10 protein-coding genes are annotated in these 12,267 nt (G+C 50.7%); 6 read left to right on the top strand and 4 right to left on the bottom strand.

Annotated elements, in window-relative coordinates; genetic code table 11:
- The first annotated feature begins 8 nt into the window (after positions 1–8).
- Positions 9–1,796 (top strand): DNA mismatch repair protein MutS, encoded by a 1,788-nt coding sequence (locus JNJ77_00735; protein MBL8821081.1) that lies wholly within the window; start codon positions 9–11, stop codon positions 1,794–1,796.
- 1 nt (position 1,797) lies between these two features.
- Here the strand turns inward: JNJ77_00735 and mqnE are convergent, their stop codons facing one another.
- From mqnE to JNJ77_00720, 3 genes are all read right to left on the bottom strand, one after another.
- Complete coding sequence (mqnE, locus tag JNJ77_00730; GenBank protein ID MBL8821080.1) at positions 1,798–2,943, bottom strand: aminofutalosine synthase MqnE; 1,146 nt, start codon at positions 2,941–2,943, stop codon at positions 1,798–1,800.
- 119 nt (positions 2,944–3,062) lie between these two features.
- Positions 3,063–4,220 (bottom strand): DUF1559 domain-containing protein, encoded by a 1,158-nt coding sequence (locus JNJ77_00725; GenBank protein ID MBL8821079.1) that lies wholly within the window; start codon positions 4,218–4,220, stop codon positions 3,063–3,065.
- Between the two features lie 189 nt (positions 4,221–4,409).
- A complete protein-coding gene (locus tag JNJ77_00720) occupies positions 4,410–5,663 on the bottom strand; it encodes a hypothetical protein (protein MBL8821078.1) in 1,254 nt (417 codons plus the stop codon).
- Between the two features lie 133 nt (positions 5,664–5,796).
- Here JNJ77_00720 and JNJ77_00715 point away from each other — a divergent pair, with 133 nt between their 5' ends.
- From JNJ77_00715 to JNJ77_00695, 5 genes are all read left to right on the top strand, one after another.
- Complete coding sequence (locus JNJ77_00715) at positions 5,797–6,354, top strand: DUF2760 domain-containing protein (protein MBL8821077.1); 558 nt, start codon at positions 5,797–5,799, stop codon at positions 6,352–6,354.
- A gap of 26 nt (positions 6,355–6,380) precedes the next feature.
- Positions 6,381–6,734 carry a carboxymuconolactone decarboxylase family protein gene (locus tag JNJ77_00710; GenBank protein ID MBL8821076.1) on the top strand — a complete coding sequence of 118 codons (354 nt, stop codon included), beginning with the start codon at positions 6,381–6,383 and terminating at the stop codon, positions 6,732–6,734.
- Complete coding sequence (locus tag JNJ77_00705) at positions 6,731–7,186, top strand: hypothetical protein (protein MBL8821075.1); 456 nt, start codon at positions 6,731–6,733, stop codon at positions 7,184–7,186. Before JNJ77_00710 ends, JNJ77_00705 begins: the two co-directional genes overlap by 4 nt.
- An 85-nt stretch (positions 7,187–7,271) precedes the next feature.
- Entirely contained in the window at positions 7,272–7,544 is a 273-nt protein-coding gene (gene rpsT / locus JNJ77_00700; GenBank protein ID MBL8821074.1) for a 30S ribosomal protein S20, read from the top strand.
- Between the two features lie 122 nt (positions 7,545–7,666).
- Positions 7,667–8,995 carry an MFS transporter gene (locus JNJ77_00695; GenBank protein ID MBL8821073.1) on the top strand — a complete coding sequence of 443 codons (1,329 nt, stop codon included), beginning with the start codon at positions 7,667–7,669 and terminating at the stop codon, positions 8,993–8,995.
- 200 nt (positions 8,996–9,195) lie between these two features.
- Here the strand turns inward: JNJ77_00695 and aceE are convergent, their stop codons facing one another.
- Positions 9,196–11,940, bottom strand: coding sequence for a pyruvate dehydrogenase (acetyl-transferring), homodimeric type (aceE, locus tag JNJ77_00690; protein MBL8821072.1), 2,745 nt, complete (start codon positions 11,938–11,940; stop codon positions 9,196–9,198).
- Positions 11,941–12,267 lie beyond the last annotated feature (327 nt).

The following is a 12,267-nucleotide window of genomic DNA, read 5'->3' as shown; positions in this document are numbered from 1 at the left end:
GCTCGAACATGAATAACCTCCCGGCAGAATACTACCGAGATCGCCTGGCTCATTACACTCATGAACTGAACAACCAGCAGCAACGGGTGAATCGACTCTCCAATGCACGTCTGATTGTTTTCGGCATCGGCGTACTCCTGTCGTTACTGGCAGCGGCCTGGTCTGGATATGCCAGCCTGGTGGTCGTGGTAGTCTCACTGGTTCTTTTCAGTTGGCTGGTGGCTCGGTATCGCCAAGCATATTCCCAAGCTGAAGCCAGCAGAGCCTTGGTTCAGTTTTTTGACCGCGGTCTGCAACGCATTGAAGATCGCTGGGCAGGTTCCGGTGTCGTAACCACTACGCCTTATGAACCAGGAGTGGAACATCCGTATGCTGCTGATCTGGACCTGTTTGGAACTGGCTCGCTCTTTGAACTGCTTCGCCTGGGCTGGTCGCCCATGGGCGATCAATCACTTTCCAACTGGCTCTTGCACCCTGCTGATCGAGTCACAGCACTTGATCGTCAGGATGCTGTGAAAGAGTTGTCGCCAAGAACCGATGAGCGCGAAAAGGCAGCGGTGCTGGCCATCGGACTGTCTGATTTTCAGGACCAGCATCTGCGGGAATGGGTGAATCAACCCCCACCAGTTTGGCTTTCATGGGAACGATTCGCCACCGACATTATCGTCGTTCTAAACGCAGTCTGCCTGGCAGCCTGGCTCGGTGGCTATATCCCCGGCTACGCCCCACTGGTTTCGCTGGTTGCCATGATCTGGTGGAGTAACCGTTTAAACCCACGTACTTCGGATACTTTACGCGGCCTGGATCGCCAGTCCGAACGTCTGCAAACTCTGGCTGAGTTACTCCGTTTCTTCGAGCAACAAACGTATCAGTCCCCTTTATTACGCAAACTACTGGGAGACTTGAAATCAGGCACGCAGGCTTCAACTGCCATAGCTGAACTGGCGGGGCTGGCACAGAAACTCGATTGGCCTCGCAATGCTTTCTTCATTCCCATCGCTTTGCTGCTACTGTGGTGGACCAGGCTTGCATTCAAAGTATCAGACTGGAGAAACTTTGCCGGTGCTCATGTCAACCATTGGCTCGAAGCCCTGGGACAGCTTGAAACACTACACAGCCTGGCTGCATTTTCTTTTGAACATCCTGACTACACATTCCCTGATATCATTGCGGAAGGCCGGGTGTTTGAAGCTGAGCAGTTGGGCCACCCATTGCTGAAAGCAGAACAATGCCGCTGCAACGATGTCTCTTTCGGCCAAGAACCGCAGATGCTCCTCATCAGTGGTTCCAACATGTCAGGCAAGAGCACACTGCTGCGAACGGTTGGCATCAGTGTCGTGTTATCACTGGCCGGCGCTCCGGTGAAAGCAAAAGCACTCAGGCTGTCCGTTCTTTATCCCGGTGCAACCCTGCGTGTTCAGGATTCACTTCAATCAGGCATTAGCCGTTTTTATGCCGAGATTTTGCGGCTCAGGCAACTGCTCGACCTGGCCCAGGAAAAACCCCTGCTCTTTCTGGTCGATGAAATTCTTGCAGGCACCAACTCGGCAGAACGCCAAAAGGGCGCTGCAGGCATCCTGCAGGCACTACTCGATCGTGGTGCTATCGGTCTGGCGACCACTCACGATCTGGCACTCACCGAAATTGCCGCAGGCTGGCAACCACGTGCCCGCAACATGCACTTTGCTGACACCTGGAAAGACGAGAAAATCAGTTTCGATTACCAGTTATACCCCGGCGTAGTAAGCCACGGCAACGCTTTGGCCCTCATGCGGGCAGTCGGCCTGCAGGTTTGATTTATGCCTTCACCGTCAAAGTCGCCTGCAGCGCTTCACCCAGTTTCCAGCTATCCTGATCACGCTTCACTTCGCGATAGAGCGTATCACGTTCTATCGGAATGCGACCCGTTTCTTCGATCAACGCTCGTAGTTCCGCGACCGTCATTTCCTGGGGTACCGTCGAACCGGCATCATGATAAATCTTTTCGTGCACCACCGTGCCGTCGATATCATCTGCACCGTAATGAAGTGAAATCTGTGCCGTCTTGATACCCAGCATGACCCAGTATGCCTTGATGTGCGGGAAGTTATCGAGCATCAATCGGCTGATGGCCATCGTTTTCAAATCCATCAGAACGCTGGGCTTGGACAGGTTTCTGAGCGCTGCCAGCTTGGTGTTATCCGGATGGAATGCAAGTGGAATAAACGTCTGGAATCCGCCGGTTTCATCCTGCAGGTTCCGAAGTCTCAGCAGATGATCAATGCGATGCTCCGCCCGTTCAATGTGGCCATAGAGCATGGTGGCGTTGGATTTCAGCCCCATCTGATGTGCGGTTCGGTGTAGATTGATCCACTCTTCCGCATCAGCTTTGTGTTCACAAATCTGGTTGCGAATTTCAGGATGGAATATCTCCGCCCCGCCACCAGGCAGCGAACCCAGGCCATTCGCCTTGAACTCAGCCAGAATATCGGCCAGGCTTCGCTTGGTGAGCCGCTGAAACCAATCCCATTCGACTGCAGTGTAGGCTTTCAGGTGCAACCTGGGGTAAGCCTGGTGAATGATGCGGACCACATTGAGATACCATTCGTAAGGCATCTTGTGATGCAACCCGCCGACAATGTGCATCTCGGTGGCGCCACGCCTGTCCGCTTCGGCAGCTCGATGCAGTATTTCCTCATCACTCATGAGGTAGCCACGCGGGTCTTTCAGATCAGACCGGAAGGCACAGAAGTTACAGCGATACACGCATACATTGGTCGGATTGATATGTACGTTCACATTGTAGTAGGCATTCTTGCCATGCTTGCGTTCACGCACGATGTTGGCTAACTCACCCAAGGTGGTCAGGTCAGCGGAAGCCTCAAGAGTCAGTCCATCTTCCAGGCTGAGCCTCTCGTTTGCCAGGACTTTATCGCGAATAGGCAAGAGCTTGCTATCTAACATAAAGGGTACTCAAAGTGGAATATTGCTATTTTCAATGTTGTCTGAAAGTTGGCAACGTTGGGTTTACGAAAAAAGCCTGCGATCAAAATCACAGGCTTCGAGTGATTCACTTTTCAAGATTATTGATCTAACTCGGTCGAGTTAATGGTACTAGCATCGTTGCGTGCACATAATCGTTGAAAAAGTGTAAGAGATTGAGGTGGAGTTAACGAACCATCAGGCAATCTCAGATTGTAGTTACCTGTTGGCGCTGGATTGATAGCAAAGCTAAAGGTCTTAACTGAACCATCACACATTAGTGCATTAATTCCACCAATATGTGCCGAACCAAATCCTTGATACAAGTTATGTGGTGGTGCTGTCAGTGCTGGCAATCTAGGTGTACTTGGACTTCTAGGTCCATCTCGAAGAGGAGTGTTAGCTCCAACACGAGTAGTTTCAAATTTATCGAAACCCGCTGTAAATCCGAAACAATCACCATATTGTTGAACACCGTTGGTTGATCGATGTGCAATATCATCAGAATCGATTGCCTTTTCGCTTACAAGTATGGTATTACCAACTCCATCGGAAATATCTGATATTTTAACAGCAAATCCAGGTACGAATCCAGCAACTGCAGAATTGTACTGCATGGATGGGTTGGCAACGCCAAAATACTCGACAACAGTTGTGCCTACGAAAAAAGTAGTCCCACCTGGTCCAAAATTGACTGCATAATCACATGCACCAAGCTGTGCATTCGTTCCAGTCAATCCATCAAACAAAGACTGAGGGCTTCGGCGGCTTGGACAGAAGTAACTTGGAATCACTGTCGCTCTAATCTGTTGTTCAGCAAGTAAATTCTGTGCAGCTGTGGTACCTGACATCTTCCAAGCGTTATCGTTTTCAAGATTTGGAAGAATCTGATAGAAGAATCCCCAAGGTTGGTTATACTTGGTCATTGGCACAAAATTGTTTAACCCGTTGACACCAGAAGGAAATCCTGGGTTATTTCTGCTCATCAATGTAAGAGGAGTTCCAACAACGTCAAATGGTGTAAAAGGAATCGCACCATTTACATGTGTACCTGCTGATGGAAGCGATTTATCAGCTGCAAAAGCAATTACCGCTTGGCCAATACTCCTCAGATTATTAGTGCAACTCAGACTGTTCGCAGCTTCACGAGCCCGCTGAATGGCAGGCAACAACAAAGCAACCAGTAACACAATAATCGTGATTACCACCAGTAACTCGACCAGGGTAAATGCTCGACGGCGGATAACAAAGCGGGGCATGTGCTTTCCTTGTTTCATAATCAATTTCCCGCAGATGGTATGGATTCAATCCAACGGATTGATGTATGCAAAACCAATGCCGTGTTGGCTGGTTTTACGGAATTACTGAAGAACCTCTCACTTATACAGGCTAACCCGAACCCCTGACAGCGTCAATTGTTTAATGGCAGATTCTGCAAAGATTCACCCTTATGGTTTGATGGGTGGTGCCTGTACCGGCGAGAGCGATACGCCACACACATCCGACAGATAGGTTGCCATGGCTAAGACACACTCGGAAGTATCCTGCAGACGGATTACGCCTTCTGTCGGTGAGCTGCGAAATGCCCCTAAAACCTTGGTTTGATAGCTCTCTGCAAAGTGTTCCACACCACTTCCAGTAAACTGTTGAGCTGCTATGAACTGCACACCACCGGCAGCAGCCAATCGATATTTTTCAATTCTTGCCTGATCGCCCACCTGCCTGGCAACGCGATACGCATCGCATAGTGCACTAACACAGCGGGCAGTTTCGCCAGTTCCTGGTGAAACCATCGATCCATTTCCTTCCAAACAAAAACCTCCTGCCCAGGCGATTTTCCCCGCTTCAGCCTGTCTCTGTACGTTGCAAAGTGCATCAGCCATGTTGAATACTGCGACAGCACAGGCCTGATCCTTGGTGCGGAAATAGGTTTCCGCAAAACAGGTCATGAAATGAGGGAAACTGGTCATGGGCAACTGCTTGCGTTCCTGTTCATAGGCCTTGACTGCCTTTTGCAATACTTCTGCTTTCCAAGGTGCCGGGCTGTAATTCATGCTGATGGCTAACCCCTCCAGAGCCAGTGCCTCATGAAGCCGCATGGTGTTTTCCGGCAATTTGCTGGCACTCGCCTGAACCACCCCGGAACCAGCTTGATCCAGCAGGCCCGAAGTTGATTGCATGGTCTTCACAAACTGAGCCAGGCCATCTGCCTCCTTCAATCGTACCTCCACAGGCACCGGCATCTCATGCACAGCTCGCATGAGCAGCCCGGCACTTCCCAATCGATTTACAATCGATTCAGGAAATGCAGTGTAGCGAATCTTTCCATCTTGCGGATCAACCTTGGTACTCGCCAGCAACGTCAACATCGCCCGCTGTGAACAAGCATGGTAACGCGGGTTAGCTGTCAGTCTGCTTACCTTCGCCAAGGCAACTACTGCTTCCGCCTGATGGTAATAATGTGCAGGCTCCAAAGGCGTGTTGAACGCTACCTGATACCCCTGATGAAACAACCCATTCGGCTGCTGTGCCTGGATCAGCCATTCTGTTCCACGGCGAACAGCGAAATACAACGCGCGATGAGCTGGATGCATCGCTTCCAGCGCAGGCTGCGGTTCCTGTGGTGGCTGCGTTGCTTCAATGCTGCTCAAGCTGATGACGGCAAATAATACGACGATGACGATTCCATTCCATGTCTTCACGGCTGGCTCCTTCCAAACATTTGAACATCGGGATTATGACAACTTTCCAGCAACTCGACAAGCTCACCGTGGCTATGCTGCATGCTCTAATATAATAAGTTTTGAAGACATCATTTAAGCAAGGCATCTTTTGATGAGTTCAAACCCACTCCCCGGATTTGGTTCCCGTTTCCTTACTGCATGGAAATCGTGGCTTCGCAGTCTGACTCAGCCTGCTTTCGCACAACAGTTGAGCCAGTTATTGAACGGTCAAACAGTCGCCGTCCAAGCTGAAACGAAAGCTCTTGTGGAAGAAAAGCCACCAGCCAAACCAGTTCTCGATCCACTGCAATTGCTGGCTATTCTTCAGCGTGAAGGCCGCTTGATCGACTTCCTGATGGAAGACATTCAATCGCTACCTGATGCCCAGATTGGCGCTGCAGTTCGCGAAGTACACAGCAAATGCCGTGCAGCCTTGAACAGTCATGTTCCACTTATTCCGGTTATCGAAACCGCTGAGGATGAATCCATGACCGTAAACAGCGGTTACGATCCTTCATCGATTCGTGTGGTTGGCAACCTGGGTACTAGTCCACCCTATACAGGAACCGTTCGACATCGGGGCTGGAAAGCTACTGCTTTGAAACTGCAACCACTGCCATCCGGGCAAAACCCCATGGTGCTGGCTGCCGCAGAAATTGAAGTCATTTAGATCAATATCCTCTCTGGAGACTCATCATGGCAGGGACCAACAAAGAGATTCTCAGCCGGCTCACACAGGGCCTGGTTACGATGAAAAAGTTGAATCCAAAAGTGACAGAAACATTCTCAGCTTTGGATAAGGCAGCCTTTGAAGCCGGCGTGCTGGATGCTAAAACCAAGGAATTGATTGCAGTGGCCATCGGTGTCGCAATCCGTTGTGATGGCTGCATCGCCGTACATACCAAACATGCAGTTCGTGCCGGCGCTACCGTGGAAGAAGTTACCGAAGCGCTGGGCGTTGCTGTTGCCATGGGTGGCGGGCCATCCGTTGTCTATTCCACTCGAGCTTTGGAAGCACTTGTCGAGTTCACCGCACCACCATCATCATGAGCACTGATTTACACTCCTCCACCATGCGCGATGTACTGAAAACAGCAGGCCCGATTCTGTTGCAACGCCAGGAACACCCTACAGGCAAACTGTCACAGGAACAACGGGATGCCGTACAGGAGGCCACCCTATTAGTGGTTCGCGAACTCCGTTCAGGCCGATCACTGGATGAATTGCAGTCCGTGATGCATGAGCAGGGCTGGAAAACTGATGTGAGCCAGGGCTTCATCAATCTCATCAGCCAGTTGTTATCCAAAATGTATCTGCAGAGGATGTATATTTTCTCCGCAGTCTCCATTTTCACGAGCATGATTGCCAGCATTGCCCTGCCCCAGGCTGCAGCAGGTGAGTTTCCCTGGGTAGCAGCAGGGCTTTCGCTGGCAGTTGCCCTCATCAGTGTGGGAATCACCCTCTGGAATTGGCGATGTTATCGCAAATTCAGGCAATCCTAGCCTGTTTATCGAACAAGTTCTACTTGTCAGTCTCAGGTTGGATTGTAGAAAGATAGTCTGATTTAAGCAGAAACCGGAGCGAGAGATGCCACATACCAAAAGTGCCAAGAAAAGAATGCGCACCAGTGCCGAACGCCGTACTCGTAATCGCAAAGTTACCAAGGGTTTAAAGCTGCAACACAAGGCATTTGAAGCCGCCATTAAGAGCGGTGATGCAGGCAAGCTGGCCGACCAAAGCAAAGTCAGCATGAAGCTGATCGATCAGGCTGCCGCCAAGGGTGTCATCCACAAGAACACTGCCGCCCGCAAGAAAGCTCGCCTGGCACGCATGATGAAAAAGACCGCTACTGCCAATTAAGCGTTAAGATTCTATCATCTATCAAGCCTACGGTTCATCCGCAGGCTTTTTTTCATTGCATCCAGTAAACGAACCGCATACATTCTTTGAGGCTGATTTCCCCATCGGAGATAGTGACCGCGATGTCCAATGCACCCGCCAGTTCCTCCTTCGGACTCAAGTTCAAACTTGCCATGATGATGTTCCTCCAGTTTGTAATCTGGGGTGCATGGTTTGAAATCGCCTTTTCCTACATTCCAGGGCTGAAATTTCCCGAAAGCTGGATGAACCCGTTGTTCTTTGCAGCATTCAATATCGGCGCCCTGGCAGCGCTCTTTTTCAGCACCCAGTTTGCTGATCGCCATTTCGCTGCAGAGAAGTTCCTCGCTTTCAGCCACCTGATCGGCGGCCTCGCTATCCTCGGCTTGTTCTTCCTTCATCCCGAACCTGGTAAACAGGCTGATTTCTGGCTCTTCTTCGGACTGATGCTCGTCCATTCGCTTTTCTATGTACCCACTATCTCCATCACCAATTCCATTGCATTCAATGCGATGAAAGACCCGGAAAAGGAATTTGGACCGATTCGCGTCTGGGGAACCATTGGCTGGATCGTAGCTTCCTGGCCATTTATTTTCATCCTGGTCGATTGGACCAAAGTGCCTGCCCTGGCTGACGTAGGCTTCACCAAATGGCTGGGTGAAGCATTTTCGCACTCGCTCTCTGGCGATGCCCTGGCCAAAGGCCAAAGTTACGTCTTTCTGGTTGCTGGTATTGCCTCGCTATTACTGGCAATGTTCAGCCTCACCCTGCCTCACACACCGCCCAAACCCGCAACAGGAGAAGACAAACTCGCCTGGCTCAAAGCTATGAAATTCCTGGCTAAGCCATTTCTGCTAATACTTTTCCTCGTCACCTTCATTGATGCTGCAGTGCATCAAAGCTACTTCTTCTGGACCTATGATTACCTGAAGGATGAAGTCCATATTCCGGCCAACTGGGCCGGGCCTGTGATGAAAATTGGCCAGATTGCTGAAATCCTTACCATGCTGATCCTTGGCTATGTGCTCAAAAGACTGGGCTGGAAATCCACCTTGATTATCGGTGTTCTGGGACACGCTCTGCGCTTTGCCGTGTTCGCCTTCTTCCCTTTCAGCAAGTATGCAGTCATTGGCATTATCCTGATTCACGGCATCTGTTACGCCTTCTTCTTCGCCACGGTTTACATCTTTGTCGACAAATACTTCCCCAAGGATATTCGCAGCAGTGCCCAGGGGTTATTCAACGTGCTGATTCTGGGCATTGGCCCCATTGCTGCCAATTTCGTCTGCAGCGATTTGAAGAACATGTACTCTCTCAACAATATTATTGACTACCAGTCGGTCTTCATCTATTCGATGCTGGCAGCATTGATCGGCGCATTTCTACTGCTCTTCCTGTTCCATCCGCCTAAAGAACAGCAGAACGAATCATAACTCCAACTGAGCAAAATCGCTTGTTTTAACGTCTCTACAGATATCCCTTGGCGCATCTTGGCGGTAAAAAAATGATGAACCGCCAAGCAGCCAAGGATCGCCAAGTTAATGACTGCGAACGATGATGTTCACTGAAATACTCAAGGCCACCTGTTCTGCAACAGGTGGCCTTCTTTTATTGTTTAGCAGAGGTCGATCACTTAGGCGTACTGGGCACTGACCTTCTCCGGATTCACACCCAGTTTCTTGATGAGTTCGGCAACCTTATTAGCCGGGAACTGCCCCTTCTTGCACAACGAGTAAGCCGCGGCTATCGCTACGCATTCTGGATCAATCTCAAAATGTCGGCGAAGATCTTTGCGATCTTCTGAGCGGCCAAAACCATCGGTTCCCAGCGGATGGAACCCACCAGGCAGGAACCGGCTGATCTGGTCTGCTACCACTTTCATATTGTCACTGACCGATACCACAGGGAATGGCTCAGCAGCCAACACCTGGCTGATGTAGGGAATCCTGGCCTTTTCGGTCGGGTGCAGCATGTTCCATCGTTCGCACTCCAGTGCATCGCGGCGGAGTTCGCTGTAACTGGTGGCACTCCAGACATCGGCTTCAATGCCACATTCCTTATGGAGAATTTCCTGAGCCTTCAGTGCCTGCTGAAGAATCACACCGCTGCCAAACAGATGCACCCGCAGTTTTCCCTTGGGGTCAAATGCGGGTTTGTACTTATACAGCCCCTTCAGGATGCCTTCCTCCACACCTTCGGGCAATGGCGGCATCACGTAGTTTTCGTTGTAGAGCGTGATGTAATAGAAAATGCTTTCGTCCTTTTGATACATACGGCGAAGGCCATCCTTGATGATCACGCCCACTTCGTAAGCGAATGCCGGATCATATGCAATACAGTTGGGAACCGTGCTGGCTACCAGAATGCTGTGGCCATCTTCGTGCTGCAGTCCTTCGCCATTGAGCGTGGTTCTGCCATAGGTGGCCCCCAGCAGGAAACCCTTGCCACGGGCATCGCCGTTCGCCCAGATAAGGTCTCCAATACGCTGGAAGCCGAACATGGAGTAATAAATGTAGAACGGAATCGTGTTCGTGGCATGCGTGGAATAGGCAGTACCTGCTGCAACAAAACTCGACATGCCACCAGCTTCACTGATGCCTTCCTGGAGTATCTGTCCCTTTTCCGATTCCTTGTAGTACATCACCGAAGCGGAATCGACAGGCTCGTACAATTGGCCCTTGGAAGAGTAAATACCGGCCTGCGAGAACAGCGGATCGAGGCCGAATGTTCGCGATTCATCGGGCACAATCGGCACAATGAGCTTGCCGAATTCCTTGTCCTTGAGCATGCGGCTCAGGATCGAGACAAACGCCATGGTCGTGGAAACTTCACGCTTGCCAGTACCCTTACGGGATTCCTCGAAATTGGCTTCATCGATTTTGGCAAATGGTTTATTGCGAACAACGCGACGAGGCACCAGACCATGCAGTTCCTTTCGGCGAGCCAGCAGATACTGCACTTCCGGGCTTTCTTTCCCCGGATGATAAAAAGGCATCTCTTCGATATGGTCATCTGGAATCGGCAGATGATAGCGGTCCCGCATCTCTTTCAATGCGGTCTTTTCCACTTCCTTTTTCTGGTGAGCGGTATTGCGACCTGCAATGGTTTCACCCAGTGCGTAGCCTTTGACGGTGTGTGCCAGTACTACGGTAGGTTGCCCTGTGTGATGGGTAGCCTGATGAAACGCAGCATACACCTTGATCGGATCATGCCCGCCTCGTTTGAAGAAGAGCTTTCGCAGTTCATCATCAGTCAGCCGAGCGCCAAATTCCTGCAACTCAGGCCGATCACCAATGAAATCCTGGCGGATGTATTCACCGGTTTCCACGGTATATTTCTGGAACTGACCATCTACCACTTCCATCAGTCGCTTTGCCAAGGCGCCATCATGATCCTGGGCGAAGTGCTCATCCCAGGCGCTGCCCCAAAGCAACTTGATGACGTTCCACCCGGCACCACGGAAGATGCCTTCCAGCTCCTGGATGATTTTTCCATTGCCTCGAACCGGTCCATCCAGTCGCTGCAGATTACAGTTGATCACCCATGTCAGGTTGTCTAAATGTTCGCGAGCACCCATGGTGATGGCGCCCAGCGATTCAGGCTCATCCATTTCACCATCACCCAGGAAAGCCCATACGCGAGAATTGCTGGTATCAGCCAGGCCGCGAGCCTGCAGGTAACGGTTGAACCGTGCCTGGTAGATGCTCATCAGTGGTCCCAGGCCCATCGAAACTGTCGGGAATTCCCAGAAATCCGGCATCAACCAGGGATGCGGGTAGGACGATAATCCACCACCCTCCGCCAGTTCCCGACGGAAGTTGATCAGCTTCTGCTCAGATAAAGTTCCTTCCAGGAATGCCTGGGCATAAATGCCAGGAGAACCGTGTCCCTGGAAATAAATCTGATCTCCACCCAGACCGTCTTCCTTGCCTCGGAAGAAATGCATCATGGCTACCTGGTACAGCGTGGCCGACGACGCATAGGTTGCCAGGTGCCCACCCAGACCCTTGGAACGCTTGATTCCTCGTACTACCATCGCTACCGCATTCCAGCGATTGATGCCTTTGATGCGCCGTTCCATTTCCCGGTCACCGGGATATTCAGGCTCCGCTTCCGCCAGAATCGTGTTGACGTAGGCGGTATTCGCAGTGAATGGCGGAGCAGCGCCGAGCTTTTCGCTTTCTTCCTTCAGTGTTTCCAGCAGATATCGTCCACGATCGGCACCACTCTGTTCCACCACACTCTGGAGCGATTGTCTCCACTCCTGGGTTTCCACAGGATCGTGGTCTATCATTGCTGCATGAAATTCGCCATTAGATTCTGGATTGATTGCTTCATCACTGCTGACGGCATCGAGCTCTGTCGAGTCATAATTCATGGTCTTGGGTATCGCTGCTAAAGAGAAAAATCAGTTAGTGTTGTTGTTATACACTAGCGCAACAGTTTGACACAAGCCGGGGTGGTAGAGAGGCTTGTCCATGACTGCTGACGGTTCAACTTACCATTGAAATACAGAAAAAGAGTGCACTTGAAAAGGGAACTTCACTCGCGACCATGATACCGATTATGCTGGTTTTTCTGATAATACCGTGCGTTTGATTATTCATGGTTAATCATCAGTCTGGCATATTGAATGGAACAATTCTTCTTGTAAACCGTCAAACTTCATGAGTATGCTATCCGATGCTAATTCAAAGTATTCTGA

It is taken from the genome of Planctomycetia bacterium (assembly GCA_016795155.1).
GTDB lineage: Bacteria > Planctomycetota > Planctomycetia > Gemmatales > HRBIN36 > JAEUIE01.
The sequence above is the reverse complement of the archived record's forward strand: the minus strand, read 5'-3'. Positions and strand labels throughout refer to the sequence as shown.

Bases quoted from the DNA above. Each gene is read 5' to 3' on its own strand.
- JNJ77_00695 (MBL8821073.1), top strand. From the start codon at position 7,667: ATGTCCAATGCACCCGCCAGTTCCTCCTTCGGACTCAAGTTCAAACTT.
- aceE (MBL8821072.1), bottom strand. From the start codon at position 11,940: ATGAATTATGACTCGACAGAGCTCGATGCCGTCAGCAGTGATGAAGCA.
- rpsT (MBL8821074.1), top strand. From the start codon at position 7,272: ATGCCACATACCAAAAGTGCCAAGAAAAGAATGCGCACCAGTGCCGAA.
- JNJ77_00705 (MBL8821075.1), top strand. From the start codon at position 6,731: ATGAGCACTGATTTACACTCCTCCACCATGCGCGATGTACTGAAAACA.
- JNJ77_00710 (MBL8821076.1), top strand. From the start codon at position 6,381: ATGGCAGGGACCAACAAAGAGATTCTCAGCCGGCTCACACAGGGCCTG.
- JNJ77_00735 (MBL8821081.1), top strand. From the start codon at position 9: ATGAATAACCTCCCGGCAGAATACTACCGAGATCGCCTGGCTCATTAC.
- JNJ77_00725 (MBL8821079.1), bottom strand. From the start codon at position 4,220: ATGCCCCGCTTTGTTATCCGCCGTCGAGCATTTACCCTGGTCGAGTTA.
- JNJ77_00715 (MBL8821077.1), top strand. From the start codon at position 5,797: ATGAGTTCAAACCCACTCCCCGGATTTGGTTCCCGTTTCCTTACTGCA.
- mqnE (MBL8821080.1), bottom strand. From the start codon at position 2,943: ATGTTAGATAGCAAGCTCTTGCCTATTCGCGATAAAGTCCTGGCAAAC.